This window comes from Levilactobacillus yonginensis, from assembly GCF_003946265.1.
Lineage (GTDB): Bacteria > Bacillota > Bacilli > Lactobacillales > Lactobacillaceae > Levilactobacillus > Levilactobacillus yonginensis.
Window position 1 is genome coordinate 113269 of record NZ_RHNO01000004.1, and the last position, 16780, is coordinate 130048.

Genomic DNA, 16780 nt, shown 5'->3' on the forward strand with positions numbered 1-16780 from the left:
AATTCGTTATGCTAGCAGTTGCTGCCGTAAACGATTAATTTTAGTCCGTAAGCTACCATCAAGAACCGTATCAGCGGCCTTAACGATAACTCCGCCGATCACATCAGGATCGACTTTACTGTTCAAAATAACTTTTTGAGCACCCACGCGTTCAGCATAGGCGGCTTCAATCTTGGCCAATTGGTCATCGGAAAGCGCCACCGCAGTTGTCACTTCGGCATACACCGTATTGTGTGCTTCATCATACAACGCTTGGAACTGGTCGATAATGTCGACCAAGTTTTCCATGCGACCGTAGTCATAAGTCATTTGAATCAGATTTTTGATGTGGGGCGACGCCTGCTTCAACAAAGGTTCAAGCAATGCGGCTCGTTCATCGGCCTTCAGGCTAGCATCTGAGAGAACTGTGCTCAACTGTGGGTTGTCCTGGAAGACACGCCGAAGTTCCTTTAATTCTGAAAAACCTGACTCCAGTTCGTCTTGTTCGGACAACACATCAAATAATGCTCGTGAGTAGCGACTTGCTACCGTTGCCCTATTAAGACTCATGTTGCTTCCCCAACCCTTCAATATAAGAATCAATCAATGCCTTTTGATCGTCAGCCTTTAATTCTCGTTGAATGATCTTGGAAGCAATCTCAATAGATAAGTCTGCCACATCGTTGCGAGCATCTGACAAAGCATCTTGTCGTTCTTGTTCAATGTCCTTTTGGGCATTTTGCTTCAATGTTTGGACATCCGCTTGTGCCTGCGTCACGATTTGTTCACGCTGTTGTTGACCATTGGTCTTCGCAGTATTCACAATCGTTTGTGCTTCGGAACGTGAGTTAGCCAAAGCGGCTTCACGCTTCTGAACTAAGCCAGCAGCATCATTCCGTGACTTTTCGGCAGAATCAATATCGTTACTGATTTTGTCGGCACGTTCTTGCATCATTTTAGTAACAGGACCCCAAGCAAGGACTTTAATAATCCACATTAACAGAATAAATGAAATAACGTAGAAAATTGTGTCTCCGTAATAGAGCGTCTGACCAATCACTAAATGTGAGAGCATCTATTGACACCTCCTTTTGCTATCAGATATTTACAACCAAACTGATTCATTGTTACTACTTGTTCATAACCATCAAAGCAACAACGAAGGAGATGATAGGCATGGCTTCAACCAGCCCAACCCCAATAAACATGTTCGTCCGTAATTGGCCTGATAATTCAGGTTGACGAACCATACCTTCAAGCATCTTTGAGATGACGATACCATCACCGATACCCCCACCAATGGCGGCACCAAACATAGCAATACCAGCTGCAATAGCTCCCATAATCTGTGTTTCCTCCTTAAATTAAATAAACCTTTTTCTATCCCTCAACTTCTAATTTCTGAGAAATATAAACTGATGACAACGTAACGAAAACGAAGGCTTGAATTGCTCCCAAGAAAGCGGAGAACCCTTGCCAAGCCATTTCAATCGGCAGCGCAACAATCATTGTCACGATACCGTGTGAAACTGCCAAATTCCAGATTACCCCCAACAGCATTTCGCCAGAGAAGATAACCCCAAAGATACGAAGACCCAACGTCAAGAAGTTCGTGAATTCCTCAAAGATACTAATCGGAAGCCAGAACACGAAAGGCTTCAAGTAGTTGGTAAAGTGAGCCTTGTACCCCAATTTCATCACACCAGCGAATTGAGCTAACATCATCGTCATTAACGAGAACGTTAACGTTACGATGGGATCGGAAGTAGGACTACGCATAATCGTTGCCCCACTTCGGGTCGCCACCTGAATAAATAACCCAATTTCGTTAGATAGGAAGAGAAAGAGGAACAAAGTAAAGCCCCACAAACCAAACTTACCAACATCGCCAGCGGGTATAGATCCCTTCAGGATTCCGTTGGTAAAATCGATCAACCATTCCAAGAAGTTTTGCCCCTTGGTTGGCTTCATGGCCAATTTTCTAGAAGTGAAAAAAATGACTGCTACAACCAGTAGAAAAACGACCGAACCGGCAACAATGTTAGCAGTACTAAATGTCAGTCCCAAAAATTGGAAGGTTGAAACTGGTTCACCATTCACCGAATATCACCTCTTTTCCACACTATATGAACGCAATTCCCAAGTAGTTCCCGATAACTCTAGGCATTTCCTTAAGAGATGCGGAATAGTGAACGAAGCGAGCGCTCCATTCAAATACACTGGAAATCATACCACCAATTCTACAAAAAGACAAAACAATTTTTCACCCTATAAGCAATTTCGAAAGCTTGTATAAAGTCAGTGCTCATACCGTCTGTCAAGCGGTTACAACAAATATTTGCGCGCGCACTTGCAAACCGATTTATTTGGCGCACTTTTTCAAAACGAAATTCATCAAATAAATAAGAGACTCGGCAAAATTGCCGAATCTCTTTAAAGTTTATTTCGTTCCAAACAGACGGTCACCGGCATCACCGAGACCAGGTACAATGTACCCATCTTCGTTCAAGTGGTCGTCCAAAGCGGCCGTGAAGATATCCACGTCCGGATGAGCAGCCCGTAATGCTTTAACCCCTTCTGGTGCGGAAACTAAGCAAACGAACTTCATGTTCTTTTCACTAGCGCCACGCTTCTTTAGGGCATCGATTGCCATGATGGCAGAACCACCAGTGGCCAGCATTGGGTCCACAATGAAAATCTGCCGCTGATCAATGTCAGATGGCATTTTTACGAAGTATTCATGGGGTTGGAGTGTTTCTTCGTCACGATACATCCCAATATGACCAACCTTAGCGGCAGGAATCAACTCTAAGATACCGTCGACCATTCCGATCCCAGCACGCAGGATTGGGACAATAGCGACCTTCTTACCGGAGAGCTCCTTAGCAGTCATTTTAGACACTGGCGTCTCGATTACCTTATCTTGCAATGGCATATCACGTGAGACTTCATATGCCATCAAAGTCGAGATTTCGTTAACAACCTCGCGGAAACTGCGGGTCCCACAGTTCTTACTACGAATGATTGTCAGCTTGTGTTGAATCAACGGGTGGTCGAGTACTTGAAACTTACCCATGAATAAACGCTCCTTTATGATTTCTTTCAATTGTACCATGTATCGTCAACGACAGAACATACAATTTGAAATGAAACCGTTTTTTCTAAAAATTTATGGTAACGCTGTTAGTGGGTGAGCGCTGGTCAAAGCTTGAACCCGTTCGCGGACCTGGTTTAAGACGGCTTCATCTTCAGCATTTTCGATGGTTTGCATGATCAACCGGGCTACCTCACGACATTCGTCGGCGTTAAACCCACGAGTCGTGATAGCTGGCGTCCCTAAGCGAATCCCAGACGTCTTAAATGGACTCAGGGGTTCGTTCGGAATAGATTCCTTATTGGTCGTAATCATCACGCTATCCAGTAATTCTTGGGCCTGTTTCCCATTCAATGGCGTCTTCGTTAAGTCGATCGTCATCAAATGGTTGTCTGTCCCACCAGAAATGACCCGTACGTCGTCCATCTTGTTGAACTCGTCGGCCATTGCCTGTGCGTTGTCAATAATCTGCTGTGAATATTGCGTGAACTCTGGTTGCAGGTCTTCGTGTAAAGCAACCGCCTTAGCAGCAATCACGTGTTCCAGTGGCCCACCTTGTGTCCCAGGGAAGACGGCTGAATTAATTCGCTTAGCATTTTCAGCTTGCGAAAGGATCAAGCCCCCCCGTGGTCCCCGTAAGGTCTTGTGGGTCGTTGTCGTCACAACATCGGCGATTCCCACTGGACTGGGGTGCAAACCTGAAGCGACTAAACCGGCGATATGGGCCATGTCAACCATCAGGTAAGCCCCAACTTCATCGGCAATATCGCGGAATGCTTGCCAGTCAATGATCCGTGAGTAAGCTGAAGCCCCCGCCACAATCATCTGTGGCTTGACCTTTTTCGCAATGTCCCGAATCATATCGTAATCTAATAATTCCGTCTCAGGATTTAACCCGTAGCCATAGTCTTTATAAATCTTTCCAGAGAAGTTAACACTAGCACCGTGCGTTAAATGCCCCCCAGCATCTAAGCTCATCCCTAGAATAATGTCTCCAGGCTTCAGGAACGCCGCGTAGGCCGCTTGGTTCGCCTGAGAACCAGAGTGAGGTTGTACGTTGGCATATTCGGCACCAAAGAGCTTCTTAGCACGGTCAATGGCCAATTGTTCAACCACGTCAATGTACTGAGCACCCCCGTAATACCGTTTGCCTGGATACCCCTCAGCATACTTGTTGGTCAAAACGGACCCTTGTGCTTCACGGACCGCGTGACTCACAATGTTTTCGGAAGCAATCAGTTCAATCGTATTCTCCTGACGGTCTTCTTCCTTCGCAATGGCGTTCCATAGTTCTGGATCTTGGTCTTTAAAATTCATGTTAACCCCTCCTAAGCAGTGATTAGATTAATTCTACCAGAAAGATTCATTTCGACTGCACGACTTGGCTTACAAATTTATTTATTAGTAAAGTGAGTCTGCCCAGCCGATTTATTCAAGCGATTCATGTAGGCTGCCCCCAGGCCTTGATCATCAAAACCTTGTGCCAGAATACTCTTGACTGGTGATTCCAAGTCAAAGTGACGAAGCCCAGCAAATAGCTGGTGACTCGCCGTCTGCATATCAGCGCCCAACGTGAAGAACTCCGCGTTAGCCGGCAGTTGATCGTTAGCAATCGTGGCTTCTAACGCCATGACCCCTACCTGACCATCCTGTTGGCCGGCCCAAGTCAGGGCGGCTGGCCAGTCTTCCTCGTGATCGACGATGTAGACCTGGGCGTTAGGCGCGTAGTGCTTGTACTTCATACCTGGTGCCTTAGGAACCTCGCCCGCACCAACGTGATGATGGCTCGACCGTACTGTACCGATAACTTTTTCAAGCTGTTCCTCAGTCACCCCACCTGGACGCAGGATGGTTGGCACGTCCGTAGACATGTCCAAAACGGTTGATTCCACCCCAACTCTAGTGGGACCATCATCTAAGATACCGGCAATTTTACCATTTAAATCATGATAAACATGTTCTGCCAGCGTTGGACTAGGCTTCCCCGACGTGTTCGCCGAAGGGCCAACCAGTGGCACGCCAGATTTACGAATCAAATCCAACGTAGGCTGGTTGTCCGGATTACGAAAGGCAGCGGTGGTCAAGCCACCGGTCACGGACTTGGAAAGTGCCCCTGGTTGAAGTTCAAAAATTAATGTTAGGGGGCCGGGCCAGAAGGCCTTAATCAGCTTTTCAGCAGCTGCTGGGAGTGGTTGGGCATACTTTCTCACCTGATCCACCCCAGTCACGTGAACGATCAACGGGTTATCACTTGGCCGGCCCTTAGCTTGATACACTTGCTTAACGGCGGCCTCGTTGGTGGCATCGGCACCTAAACCGTAAACGGTCTCCGTGGGAAAAGCGACCAACTCGCCAGCTTTAATTGCTGCAGCCGCTTGATCGATTTGATTTGGTTTAAAAATTTTCGTTTCCATATGCATCCATACACTCCCATCTAACAAAATTAAAGTTGCACACACACCATCCGGTCGTGTCCATTAATATCTTGGCGAATCGTGACTGTCGCTTGTGGGAAGGCCCGTTCAAAAATTTCTTGAACGGCGGTGCCCTGGCGATAACCGATTTCAGCAAAGAACCGACCGTGTTTGGTCAAAACGGTCGGTAGTTCAGCAGCAAAGCGCCGGTAAAAATCTAAGCCGTGGTCATCTGCAAAGAGGGCCTGCTGAGGCTCATACTTTTTCACAGATTCATCCATAACAGCTAGTTCTTCGCGATCAATGTATGGTGGATTTGACACCACAACATCAAACCGCTCACCAGCCACCGGTGCAAATAAATCGCCGGTGACAAAGGTCACGGGTGCTGCCAGGGCTTGTGCATTCGTTTGGGCAACTTGTACTGCCGCTGCTGAAATGTCGCTGGCAGTGACTTGCCACCCGGGACGTTCAGCCTTTAAGGTCACAGCAATCGCCCCACTTCCAGTTCCCACGTCCAAAAGACTGAGCGTCGGTGTTGGGACGGTTAGGACCCAGGCCACCAACTCTTCAGTCTCTTGCCGTGGAATCAAAGTTGCGGGTGTTACGTGAAATTCCCGGCCATAAAATGGGGCGTGTCCCAGAACGTACTGCGCCGGTTCACCCGCACAGACTCGTTCTAACGTCTCCCGATACCGCTGCTGAACAGCAACCGGAACCAGTTCCCGGTAATGCTGTATCAGCTCGGTATACCGCCAGTTCTGTCCCTCAAGGAGCAGATACTCGGCCGCACTCTCATCGCGGTTAGCAGACCGCAATTGTTCCTGCGCCATTTTTAGCAACTGAAAATAAGTCACTTTAGCCATTGTTCTTCAGGTCTTCAAGCTTAGCGGCTTGGTCAGACAAAATCAGTGCATCGATGATGTCGTCCATTTCACCGTTCATGACCCGGTCAAGTTTGTTCAAGGTCAACCCAATTCGGTGATCGGTCACCCGGTTTTGTGGGTAATTGTAGGTCCGAATCCGTTCAGAACGGTCCCCGGTCCCCACAGCTGACTTCCGTTCAGCGTTGTAGGCATCCTCTTCTTGTTGCTTGTAGTAATCGTAGACCCGGGCTCGTAAAATAGTCATGGCCTTGGCCCGGTTTTGTTGTTGTGATCGTTCGTCTTGCATGGCCACCACGATACCAGTTGGCAAGTGGGTCATCCGCACGGCTGAAGAAGTCTTGTTGATATGTTGGCCACCGGCACCGGATGAACGATAAACGTCAGTCCGAATATCCTTAGGGTCAATATCGATATCAACGTCTTCTTCTTCAGGCATAACACCGACAGTGGCAGTACTGGTGTGAACCCTACCAGCTGATTCAGTAGCGGGTACCCGTTGAACCCGGTGCGCACCGTTTTCATACTTCAGCTTGGAATAAACCTTGTCACCGGTAATCATCAAAACGATTTCCTTGAAACCGCCAACTTCGGTGGCATTCTCATCAACCACTTCAATCGACCACCCTTGGCGTTCGGCGTACTTGGAGTACATGCTGAAGAGGTCAGCAGCAAATAAACTGGCTTCATCCCCACCAGCAGCCCCGTGAATTTCCATGATGATGTTCTTATCATCGTTAGGGTCTTTAGGTAAGAGTAAGACTTTAATGTCGTCTTCCAACTTCGTCTTTTGATCGTTTAAATCTTTCAGCTCTTCTTTGACCATGGCATCCATGTCATCGTCCAGTTTTTCGCGGAGCATTTCATCGTCATCAGCGATTTGCTGGGTGACGCTTTGGTATTGGTGATATTTGTCCACCGTTTCCCGCAACTCCCCTTCTTCTTTGGAGAGTTTCATAAATTTTTGCGTGTCAGCAATCACTTCAGGATCACTGATTAATTCATTCAGCTCGTCATAGCGATCCGCTACGGCTTGGAGCTTGTCAAACATTTCATCCATTCGATTTAACCTCTTTCATATCTTTAAGCGTCATTAAAATCGTATCTGCAATGACAATTTCTACATTAAATAACTAATCCACATTTCAAACTAACGACCATTTTCTGGCTAAGCTGGCCCAACCACGTCGTAAACGTTGCTGCTAGCACGCTTGCCGAGTCGTCGCATTACTTGCCGATTTGATCCATTGGTGGGTTGAAGTAGTGACGACGGCAGACGGGATAATACGTTTCGTTACCGCCGATTTGAACCTGTTCGCCTTCATAGACGGGCGCATTGTCATGAAACCGGAGATTCATGATGGCCTTCTTGGTACAGAACCAGCAAATCGTCTTCATTTCTTCGAGTTTATCCGCGTACAGCATCAGATACTTAGACCCTTCAAACAACTCATTACGGAAATCATTCTTCAAACCAAACGTCATCACGGGGATGTGCAACTCATCAACCACCTTAGCCAGCTGCAACACGTGGGCCTTGGTTAAGAATTGTGCTTCATCGATCAAAACACAGTTAGCTTTTGCGTCGATACGTTCAATTTCCTCATACAGGTTTGTCTCCTTAAAGATTGGACGAGCTGCCCGCTTTAGCCCAATCCGACTGGTGATGTAACCCACGCCATCGCGCGTATCTAACCCACTGGTCATAATAATGACTCGCTTGTCTTGTTCCTCATAGTTATGAGCGACCTTCAAAATTTCAATGCTCTTCCCACTATTCATTGCACCGTACCGAAAAAACAGCTGCGCCACGTTACTCCCACCTTTTTGACAGTTTCTATCTATTATAGCTGATTAGTCCTTAAAATTCGACCGTCGTTCCTGCAAACTTTCCTTGCGTTTTCGCAAAATTGAGGCAGGTTTCTCCCCTAAACGTTGAAAAAATGCTAGAATTAAGGCTTGGATATTCAATAGTACGATATTAAAAAAATCTTGTCGTGATTAAGGAGCGAAATGTTCATGTCATTCAGAAGCGGCTTTGCCACCTTCGCCGGGAAATCCTCTTACTGGTTTCTCCACACATTTCTACACGGAGGGAGTTCCCTCCCCGGAAAAATTACGTTAAAACTTGACCCCAACATTCTGAAAAGTTTGGGCGCCAAGTACGACGTTATTGTTATTACAGGAACTAACGGGAAAACGCTGACCACCGCACTGACGGTCTCCGTTCTCCACGAAAAGTACCCCACTATTCTGACGAACCCGACCGGTTCTAACATGGAACAGGGAATCGTGACCACCTTCCTGAACGCCAAGAACCCCAAGACTGGGCGCCCATTGGCCGTCTTAGAGGTCGATGAAGCTAACGTCATCAAGGTCACCCAATACATTGAACCTAAGGCGTTCGTCTTCACCAATATTTTCCGGGACCAGATGGACCGTTATGGTGAAATCTACACCACTTATCAGAAGATTTTGGACGGGGTCGCTCTGGCTCCCAACGCGACGATTATTGCCAATGGCGATTCACCTATTTTCCACTCTAAAGAATTGCCGAATCCCATTCAATACTATGGGTTCGATAACGAACCAGATGGTGACTTCAAGGCTAAGCCCAACACGGACGGCGTGCTATGTCCCAACTGTGAACATATTCTGCACTACCATTCACTGACTTACAGTAATCAAGGTAAGTACTTCTGCCCTAACTGCGGCTTCTCCCGGCCAGAGTTGACTTACCGCTTGACCAAATTAGGCGAGCAAACGCCAACGTCCTCGGAGTTTGACGTTGACAACCATCCCTTCAAGATTCAGGTCGGTGGGACTTATAACATCTACAACGCACTCGCAGCGTACTCAGTCGGTCGCTTCATGGGCGTTGATCCTGATCTGATTGCCAAGGCCTTTGATACGAACGAACAGGTCTTTGGTCGGCAAGAAGTCATCAACGTTGATGGCAAACACGTGACCATCATTCTAGTCAAGAACCCCGTTGGCTTAGATCAAGTTCTACACATGATTGGCACGGACACGCACCCCTTCTCACTGGTGGGTTTACTCAATGCTAACTATGCGGATGGTATCGACACCAGTTGGATCTGGGATGGTGACTTTGAACAGCTAACCAACCGGGAAATTCCAACCGTCATCACTGGTGGTGAACGCTATAAGGACATCACGTTCCGGTTGAAGGTTGCGGGTATTCCCGACGAGAATCACATCGTGGAACCCGACTTAGAAAAAGTGGTCGACCAAATCAAACAGGTCTCCACTGATCACGTTTACGTACTGGCTACCTACACGGCGATGCTTCAGTTACGAAAGATTTTGGCCTCAAAGGGCTACATCAAGGAGGGACTCGGCGTATGACCTACGAATTAAACGTCGCTCATCTCTATGGCGACCTCATGAACACTTACGGGGATGTCGGTAATATTTTGGCACTTAACTACTATGCCAAACAAATGGACGTCCAGCTGAACGTTAAAATTGTCAGCTTGGAAGAAGATTTTAAAGCCGCCGATTACGACCTCGCCTTCTTTGGCGGTGGCCAAGACTTTGAACAAACCATCGTCTCCCAAGACATTCAGACGAAAAAGGCTGAGCTGACTAAGTTCATCGAGTCAGACGGTCCCCTATTGGCCATCTGTGGGGGCTTCCAGTTATTGGGCCACTACTATATCGGCGCTGATGGTGAAAAGCTACCTGGTATTGGGGCCCTTGACCACTATACCGACAAGCAAGATAACCACCGATTTATTGGGGATATTGTCATCAAAAACCAGGAAACTGGCGAAACCTATCACGGATTTGAAAATCATCAGGGAATCACCTTCCTTGGTAAAGGTGAACGGCCATTAGGCAATGTGGTATCTGGTAAAGGAAATAACGGTGAGGATGGGACGGAAGGCGCAATTTACAAGAACGTCTACTGCTCCTACTTCCATGGCCCAATCCTGACCCGGAACGGTGACATTGCCAAGCACCTCTTGGTGGCCGCCCTCAAACGTAAATATCCGGATGCCGACTTTTCTCAACAAGCAGCTTTACCAATTCCAGCAACGTTTTAACCAAAAACCACTCCAGCAGATTGTAACAGTCTGCCGAAGTGGTTTTTTAATTACGATGATAATGTCTAACTTACAAGCCGTTTACTGACGCTTTTTAAAGACTGAAATAAACGCAAATACTGTGACAACGATGCAACCGATAATCGTGATCCAAGCGCTAATACCATATCCAGCACTAAAGAACGAGTTGGAAACACCGCCGCCTATCTCACTGTAGAGTTCACTAAACAGCAAAATATACACGATATCATTGATGATGGCCATCACAATGTTAATAATCCGAGCTATCCGACTTGGCAGAATACCCAGAACTAACGTTACAATTGGCAATACCGTCAAAATAACCAACAGTGTCATGGCATTCTGGCTAAAGTAATTTCCAAATTGTAACGTCTTGGCCAAACTCACACCAGCCGAATTGCCAAAGAAACTTTCAGAGGCTTGGAAATAGGGCCCAACGTAAATGGCACCTAAGACAGCTAAGGAACCCAAGACAACCATAATTTCGGTCAATCCCATGGTCAGACTGCCCTGGTTAGTTGGAACCGCCATGCCGGCCTGTCCGTTACTTGGTTGCGTTCCCGTAGCCGTTGATTGTTTAAAGGTCGACGCCGTCTTTGCCTGGATGTTCTGGTTGAACTGTGTCCGATACTCTGGGTCTTGATAGTAGCGGTTAACCTTTTGTTCGAACCTAGTGGCACCAGTGCCATAAATGCCAGCTACGAGATACAAAATAACAATTAATAAGAGAATTAGCCACCACACAATGTGGGCTGCTGTGAATGTAAATAATAGAAATAATACCAAGACGCCCAGCCCAGCAGTCACCAGGTTGTTGTGAATCCACACGCCAATGTGGCCCAAGTTGGTTAGATTCAACATCAATTCTTGGTTTCCAGCATGGGTCACCTGGTTACTCGTTGCTTGTGCATTGCCAGTAGCCTGTGATAGTGACTCCCGAGTAGCTTGTGGTTGTTCGGTCTGTTCATTAGCCTGTGCTTGTCCCACCGTGGCTTGCCCAGCGGTATTTTGAGCCATTGTTGCTTGTGGCTGTGATTGCTGGGGTTGCTCTGGTTTTGGTTGAGATTGCGGCGTTGGTTGACCCTCACGAACTAAGCTGTGCCCACATTGCGGACAAAACTTTCCGTGTTCGACGTTTTCCCGACCACACTGTGAACAGAACCGCAGCAAGGTTTGATTATCCATCTAGTATCTTCCCCTTTTATACATTTTATTTTTGAATTACCTTCTAAGTATAAAACACCTGGACATCGTTTAGCTACAGTTTTATTCACATTCCTTAACCATTTTGCCTGTAAGCGATTTCTATTCCCAATAAAAACACGCGGGATATTAAGGTTGATTGTCGCCAATCATGCCAATTTAACCAAACAATCAGGGCCTGGAACAAAAGTCCCAAGCCCTTACACACGCACCAGTAAGTAATTATTTTTCAGCTAAATAGGTCCCAATGACCGCATTTCGCTGGTCGAGGTAAAACTCGTTTGGTGCGTCTGGATGGATCCGATTTGACAGAAATACCATGGCCTGTTGCTGCTGGGGGTCCAGCACCAAATAGGTCCCGGTAAAGCCCGAATGCCAGATGATTCGATGTGGCTGCGGCCACTGTGTCCCCGCTAACGCCCATCCAAGAGACCGGCCCGCGGTCCCCGTAGGCGTCCAGTCGGTGGTCAATCGGTGAAGCCAAGCTGGCGGTAACACGCTGGCGACCTGCTCAGGATTCAGATAGGCGTGACAAAAGGTTGCCAAATCGTCGGTCGTACTGAATAGCCCCGCCGACCCACAACGCCGCTGTAAGACGTAGCCCTTAGGGTCGTGCACAACACCTCGGACTAAACCGCGGTCAGTCGTCAGTTCGGTCGGTACACAAGCCAACGGATTCCCCGGGGTGAACGTACTGTGCGTCATCCCTAGGGGGTTCAGTACGCGTTTTTGGGCAGCCACCTGAATTGGCTCGCCTAATATTTTCTCAACAATCCAGCCTAAGAAAATATAGTTAACATCGGCGTAAACCATTTTCCGATTAAAGTTGGGGCCCACGTGGAGCTGCAGCAACCCAGCTGTCAGGTCCGCTGCCCCCAACTGGTTACGATTGGGGATGTAACCCACGATGCCGGACGTGTGCGTTAATAAATGTCGCACCGTCACCCGCCGATCCTGCCATTCTGGTAACCAATCTGATAAACGGTCCGTGAGTTGTAGCCGCCCTTGGGCTAATAGCTGGAGAACCACTGTCAGCGTCCCCACGACCTTCGTTAACGATGCCACGTCAAAAACCATCCCCGCTCGCAGCGGTTCTGAATGGGGAATCACTGCAGCTTGCCCCATCTCCCCGGTTTCAATAACGTCATGGTCAATGAAGGCGTAACTGACCCCCGGCACCACGTGGTCCGTGAGCAATCGCTGCAACGCCGCCTTTGTTTGTGGATAAGTCATACCCGCACCTCTTTCTCTTGCCCCATTGTACCCACTGCCCATTCACCCGCGCAACCAAAGTTTTCGTAAATTAATCAAATTAAAAACGAGACTCAGCAACTGCTGAACCTCGCTTTTAGGTTATTAGTCTGGCAGCCGAAGCGACCACAACACTAAGCTAAGTTATTACCTGCAAATTGACTGTTGTACAAGTCAGCGTAGAACCCATCGGCAGCCAACAAGCTGTCATGATTCCCCGTTTCAACGATGTGCCCATGGTTCATAACCACAATGTTCTCAGCACTTTGAATCGTTGACAATCGGTGCGCCACCACAAAGCTCGTTCGACCAGCCAACAGACGTTTCATCGCGTGTTGAATCAACATTTCCGTCCGTGTATCCACAGAACTCGTTGCTTCATCTAAAATCAGAACGTCTGGATCGGCCACGAAGGCTCGCGCAATCGTCAACAATTGCCGTTGTCCTTGAGAAATGTTCGTAGCCGCTTCATTCAGTACCGTGTCGTAGCCGTCAGGCAACTGGCGAATAAAGGTATCCGCGTGAGCAGCCTTGGCAGCAGCATACACGTCGTCATCCGTGGCATCCTCACGACCATACTTGATGTTATCGAAAATGGATCCGGTGAAGAGCCAAGTATCCTGGAGCACCATGGCAAAATGACGACGTAAGTCCTTACGATCAACATCCAAGGTATTTTGACCCCGATATTTAATCTGACCTGAGCCAACGTCATAGAACCGTTCCAACAGGTTAATAATGGTCGTTTTACCGGCCCCCGTTGGCCCAACGATTGCAACCATTTCACCCGGTTTGACCTTCAAATTGAAGTCGGCAATCAGCGGATTACTTTCCACGTATTGGAAAGCCACGTCGTCAAATTCAATGACGTTGTCGGCAGGCGCAGTATGTTCTGGCAACTTAGCCGTAGCCGTATCAGTCATGTCGTCTTCGTCCAAGACGCCAAAGATCCGTTCAGCAGAAGCAATTGTCGCCTGAATCGTGTTCGTCAGGTTGGCCATCTGCGTGATTGGTTGTGAAAACTGGTTGGTATATTGCAGGAAGGCCTGTACGTTCCCCAAAGTGACGGTTCCGTTAGCAACTTGAATTCCCCCAATGACCGCAACGGCCAGGTAATCCAAGTTCTTCACGAAGTTCATCAGAGGAAAAATCAAACTGGACACAAATTGTGCTTTCCAGGCTGATTGATAGTACTTTTGGTTATGCTCTTCAAATTCTTCTTGAGATGCTTGCTCCCGATTAAACGTCTTGACCACAGTATGGCCAGCGTACGTTTCTTCAACCGTGTTGTTCAGCAACCCCAAGTTCTTTTGTTGACTCGCAAAGAACCGTTGAGACTTAGGGGCCACCACCATCACGACCAATAAACTCAGTGGTACAGAGATTAACGCAACCAGCGTCAACCAGCCACTGATGGTAAGCATCATGTAAAGCACCCCGAAGAAAGTCAGCACACTGGTTACCATCTGTGAAAGCGTCTGTTGCAACGTCCCACCGATGTTATCCATATCGTTAGCCATCCGGGACATCAGGTCCCCGTTACTATGAGTATCGTAGTAACTGATTGGCAAACGTTGCATCTTTTCCTTAAGGTCTCGCCGTAACCGATAAACGACCTTTTGAGAAATCCAGCTCATAATCAGTTGTTGAACGACCCCAAAGATGGCCGCACCAGCGTACATAATCCCAACAACTAACAGGATATGACCAATCTTACCGAAATCCACGGGCAAACTGTGAATGCTAATGCCGGCTTTCAGTTCAGCTTGGCCCTTCATCACACCCTTAAAGAGTTCCGTTGTGGCTTCCCCTAAGATTTTTGGCGTCTTGATTTGAAGGACTACTGAGGCAACGGCAAAGACTAAGACTACCAGCAGACTTGGAATCCAGGCCTTCATGTATTTAAAGAGTCGAACCGTCGTCCCCCAGAAATTTTGTGGCCGCTGTTTCGTTGCGGACCCGCGTCCATTACGCATCGACCTCATCCCCCTTTCGGAGTTGTGATTCTAGAATTTCTTGATAAGTTTTGTTCGTTGCTTTCAATTCATCGTGCGTCCCTTGACCGACAATCTGACCACCATCGATGACCAAAATTAAATCGGCGTCGGCAACGGTCGAAACCCGTTGGGCCACAATCACAGTGACGGCGGCTTGGACTTGTTCGTCCTTCCGCAGGTCTTGCCGTAGCAAGGAGTCCGTCTTGAAGTCTAAGGCAGAGAACGAATCATCAAAGATGTAGACGCTCGCCCGTTTCAAAATCGTCCGAGCAATCACTAGCCGTTGTCGTTGGCCACCGGAGAAGTTCGCACCATCCTGTTCAACGACACCGTCCAGCCCGCCTTCTTCCTTAATGAAGTCACTGGCTTGAGCAACGTCTAAGGCGTGCCAGATCTGTGCATCACTGGCATCCTTCATTCCGTAGACCATGTTGCTCCTAACGGTCCCAGAGAATAGCACCGCTTTTTGTTGCGTGATGGAAATCGCATCATGCAGAGCTGCTTGACTGGCAGCCGTCAGCGCCATCCCATTCAGTTTAATTTGACCACTTTCGGGATCAAACAACCGGGGTATCAGGTTAACCAGCGTGGATTTCCCAGAACCGGTTCCCCCAATAATAGCGACGGTCTGACCGGCCGTGGCTGAAAAGTTCACGTCGGCCAACGCCAGCTTCTCGGCACCGGTGTACCGAAAGTTCACGTGATCAAAGGCTAAGCTTGCTGGACCAGCTGGTAAATCAACGGGTTGATCAGCATCGTTGATCTTAGACTTGAGGTCCATCACTTCGTTGATCCGTGCAGCAGAAGCTTGCGCCCGTGGCACGAAAACAAAGACCATTGAGACCATCATGAAACTAATCAGCAACTGCGTGGCATAAGTCATGAACGCCACTAAATTCCCAACTTCCATGGCTTGCGAGCCAATCAATTGGCCCCCGTACCACACGATACCGATGTTCGTGCCACTCACAATTAACGTAATGATTGGGAACATCAATGAAACGATCATGAACACTTTAATCCCAGTGTTCGTGTAATCTTGGTTAGCCCCTTCGAACCGGTCTTGTTCAAACTGGTCCTGGTTAAAGGCTCGGATAACCCGCACCCCAGTTAAGCCTTCACGAAAGACCAGGTTGATCCGGTCAATCTTCTTTTGCAGACTCTTGAAGAGTGGTACTGCAAAAAACATAATGGCAAAGGTAAACAAGGCTAAGACTGGCAAGGCTACCAAAAAGACCACCGTCAACCGGGGACTCTTAATGTAGGCCAAAATACCAGCACCCACCAACATAATTGGTGCCATCAGCATCATCCGTAACATCTGAACCATCACGTTTTGAATTTGGACCACATCGTTAGTTGTCCGCGTAATTAATGAAGCGTTACCGACCGTTTCAAACTCTTCCGTTGACGCAAAGGTTACCTTTTTAAAGATACCTGTTCGAATACGTTGGCCCATCTTCTGCGACTGTGTTGACGCAAAATAAACGTTACCAGCGGCACCCAGTACCCCAATGAAACTCAGGAGGAGCATTTGGCCACCAGTACGCCAGATATAACCAATGTCATTGTTCGCAATCCCCTTATCAATAATGTTCGAGGTTAGCGTTGGCAACGACAGGTCACAGGCAACTTGAATAATCATGAATCCCACAGCAAGGACTACTGCCCACCAGTCCAAGTGTTTTCGGGCAAGTCGCATCATTGCAATTTGGCCTTCTTTCTTTTTGGTATACTCTATAAATGTCTAAAACAGCATATGCGATAATTATACACGCATGAAAGCTGTTTGCAATAACGATGTACCGGAGAAATGAAGCACTGGTAAACCCCCAAATATTTGTTACAATGTAGACACCGAAGGGAG

General features: G+C 47.7%; 16 protein-coding genes. 2 read left to right on the forward strand and 14 right to left on the reverse strand.

Features of this window, described 5'->3' with window-relative positions; genetic code table 11:
* Window positions 1-6: 6 nt before the first annotated feature.
* The 10 genes from atpH to EKM87_RS03570 all read right to left on the reverse strand — a co-directional run bounded on the left by atpH (window position 7) and on the right by EKM87_RS03570 (window position 8183).
* A complete protein-coding gene (gene atpH / locus EKM87_RS03525; RefSeq protein WP_125681908.1) occupies window positions 7-549 on the reverse strand; it encodes an ATP synthase F1 subunit delta in 543 nt (180 codons plus the stop codon).
* Window positions 539-1054, reverse strand: a complete 516-nt coding sequence (gene atpF, locus EKM87_RS03530) for a F0F1 ATP synthase subunit B (RefSeq protein ID WP_125681910.1) — start codon at window positions 1052-1054, stop codon at window positions 539-541. The genes atpH and atpF overlap by 11 nt, the downstream gene beginning before the upstream one ends.
* Before the next feature lie 55 nt (window positions 1055-1109).
* The gene (atpE, locus tag EKM87_RS03535; RefSeq protein WP_048732192.1) at window positions 1110-1322 is read right to left on the reverse strand and encodes a F0F1 ATP synthase subunit C; all 213 of its coding nucleotides are present in this window, start codon (window positions 1320-1322) and stop codon (window positions 1110-1112) included.
* A gap of 37 nt (window positions 1323-1359) precedes the next feature.
* Window positions 1360-2079, reverse strand: a complete 720-nt coding sequence (atpB, locus tag EKM87_RS03540) for a F0F1 ATP synthase subunit A (RefSeq protein WP_125681912.1) — start codon at window positions 2077-2079, stop codon at window positions 1360-1362.
* Window positions 2080-2419: 340 nt separating this feature from the next.
* Entirely contained in the window at window positions 2420-3055 is a 636-nt protein-coding gene (gene upp / locus EKM87_RS03545) for a uracil phosphoribosyltransferase (RefSeq protein WP_125681914.1), read from the reverse strand.
* A 93-nt stretch (window positions 3056-3148) separates the two neighbouring features.
* Window positions 3149-4390, reverse strand: coding sequence for a serine hydroxymethyltransferase (glyA, locus tag EKM87_RS03550; RefSeq protein ID WP_125681916.1), 1242 nt, complete (start codon window positions 4388-4390; stop codon window positions 3149-3151).
* Between the two features lie 77 nt (window positions 4391-4467).
* Window positions 4468-5487 carry an L-threonylcarbamoyladenylate synthase gene (locus EKM87_RS03555; protein ID WP_125681918.1) on the reverse strand — a complete coding sequence of 340 codons (1020 nt, stop codon included), beginning with the start codon at window positions 5485-5487 and terminating at the stop codon, window positions 4468-4470.
* Between the two features lie 29 nt (window positions 5488-5516).
* Window positions 5517-6353 carry a peptide chain release factor N(5)-glutamine methyltransferase gene (gene prmC, locus EKM87_RS03560; RefSeq protein ID WP_125681920.1) on the reverse strand — a complete coding sequence of 279 codons (837 nt, stop codon included), beginning with the start codon at window positions 6351-6353 and terminating at the stop codon, window positions 5517-5519.
* On the reverse strand, window positions 6346-7431 hold the full coding sequence (gene prfA, locus EKM87_RS03565) for a peptide chain release factor 1 (protein ID WP_125681922.1): 1086 nt from the start codon (window positions 7429-7431) through the stop codon (window positions 6346-6348). Before prfA ends, prmC begins: the two co-directional genes overlap by 8 nt.
* A gap of 167 nt (window positions 7432-7598) precedes the next feature.
* Window positions 7599-8183 carry a thymidine kinase gene (locus EKM87_RS03570; RefSeq protein ID WP_125681924.1) on the reverse strand — a complete coding sequence of 195 codons (585 nt, stop codon included), beginning with the start codon at window positions 8181-8183 and terminating at the stop codon, window positions 7599-7601.
* Between the two features lie 207 nt (window positions 8184-8390).
* Here EKM87_RS03570 and EKM87_RS03575 point away from each other — a divergent pair, with 207 nt between their 5' ends.
* Window positions 8391-9740 carry a Mur ligase family protein gene (locus EKM87_RS03575; RefSeq protein ID WP_125681926.1) on the forward strand — a complete coding sequence of 450 codons (1350 nt, stop codon included), beginning with the start codon at window positions 8391-8393 and terminating at the stop codon, window positions 9738-9740.
* Window positions 9737-10441: a type 1 glutamine amidotransferase gene (locus EKM87_RS03580; protein WP_125681929.1), complete on the forward strand. Its 705-nt coding sequence runs from the start codon at window positions 9737-9739 to the stop codon at window positions 10439-10441. Before EKM87_RS03575 ends, EKM87_RS03580 begins: the two co-directional genes overlap by 4 nt.
* A gap of 81 nt (window positions 10442-10522) precedes the next feature.
* Here EKM87_RS03580 and EKM87_RS03585 read toward each other — a convergent pair whose 3' ends face one another.
* The 4 genes from EKM87_RS03585 to EKM87_RS03600 form a co-directional block, all read right to left on the reverse strand.
* Window positions 10523-11647: a zinc-ribbon domain-containing protein gene (locus EKM87_RS03585; protein WP_125681930.1), complete on the reverse strand. Its 1125-nt coding sequence runs from the start codon at window positions 11645-11647 to the stop codon at window positions 10523-10525.
* A 240-nt stretch (window positions 11648-11887) separates the two neighbouring features.
* On the reverse strand, window positions 11888-12898 hold the full coding sequence (locus EKM87_RS03590) for a serine hydrolase domain-containing protein (RefSeq protein WP_125681931.1): 1011 nt from the start codon (window positions 12896-12898) through the stop codon (window positions 11888-11890).
* A gap of 152 nt (window positions 12899-13050) precedes the next feature.
* A complete protein-coding gene (locus EKM87_RS03595; RefSeq protein ID WP_125681933.1) occupies window positions 13051-14892 on the reverse strand; it encodes an ABC transporter ATP-binding protein in 1842 nt (613 codons plus the stop codon).
* Window positions 14885-16618, reverse strand: coding sequence for an ABC transporter ATP-binding protein (locus EKM87_RS03600; RefSeq protein ID WP_125681935.1), 1734 nt, complete (start codon window positions 16616-16618; stop codon window positions 14885-14887). Before EKM87_RS03600 ends, EKM87_RS03595 begins: the two co-directional genes overlap by 8 nt.
* Window positions 16619-16780 lie beyond the last annotated feature (162 nt).

Excerpts from the sequence above, each read along its gene's own strand:
- atpH (WP_125681908.1), bottom strand. The coding sequence starts at position 549 with ATGAGTCTTAATAGGGCAACGGTAGCAAGTCGCTACTCACGAGCATTA.
- atpF (WP_125681910.1), bottom strand. The coding sequence starts at position 1,054 with ATGCTCTCACATTTAGTGATTGGTCAGACGCTCTATTACGGAGACACA.
- atpE (WP_048732192.1), bottom strand. The coding sequence starts at position 1,322 with ATGGGAGCTATTGCAGCTGGTATTGCTATGTTTGGTGCCGCCATTGGT.
- upp (WP_125681914.1), bottom strand. The coding sequence starts at position 3,055 with ATGGGTAAGTTTCAAGTACTCGACCACCCGTTGATTCAACACAAGCTG.
- glyA (WP_125681916.1), bottom strand. The coding sequence starts at position 4,390 with ATGAATTTTAAAGACCAAGATCCAGAACTATGGAACGCCATTGCGAAG.
- EKM87_RS03555 (WP_125681918.1), bottom strand. The coding sequence starts at position 5,487 with ATGGAAACGAAAATTTTTAAACCAAATCAAATCGATCAAGCGGCTGCA.
- prmC (WP_125681920.1), bottom strand. The coding sequence starts at position 6,353 with ATGGCTAAAGTGACTTATTTTCAGTTGCTAAAAATGGCGCAGGAACAA.
- prfA (WP_125681922.1), bottom strand. The coding sequence starts at position 7,431 with ATGGATGAAATGTTTGACAAGCTCCAAGCCGTAGCGGATCGCTATGAC.
- EKM87_RS03575 (WP_125681926.1), top strand. The coding sequence starts at position 8,391 with ATGTCATTCAGAAGCGGCTTTGCCACCTTCGCCGGGAAATCCTCTTAC.
- EKM87_RS03580 (WP_125681929.1), top strand. The coding sequence starts at position 9,737 with ATGACCTACGAATTAAACGTCGCTCATCTCTATGGCGACCTCATGAAC.
- EKM87_RS03585 (WP_125681930.1), bottom strand. The coding sequence starts at position 11,647 with ATGGATAATCAAACCTTGCTGCGGTTCTGTTCACAGTGTGGTCGGGAA.
- EKM87_RS03590 (WP_125681931.1), bottom strand. The coding sequence starts at position 12,898 with ATGACTTATCCACAAACAAAGGCGGCGTTGCAGCGATTGCTCACGGAC.
- EKM87_RS03595 (WP_125681933.1), bottom strand. The coding sequence starts at position 14,892 with ATGCGTAATGGACGCGGGTCCGCAACGAAACAGCGGCCACAAAATTTC.
- EKM87_RS03600 (WP_125681935.1), bottom strand. The coding sequence starts at position 16,618 with ATGATGCGACTTGCCCGAAAACACTTGGACTGGTGGGCAGTAGTCCTT.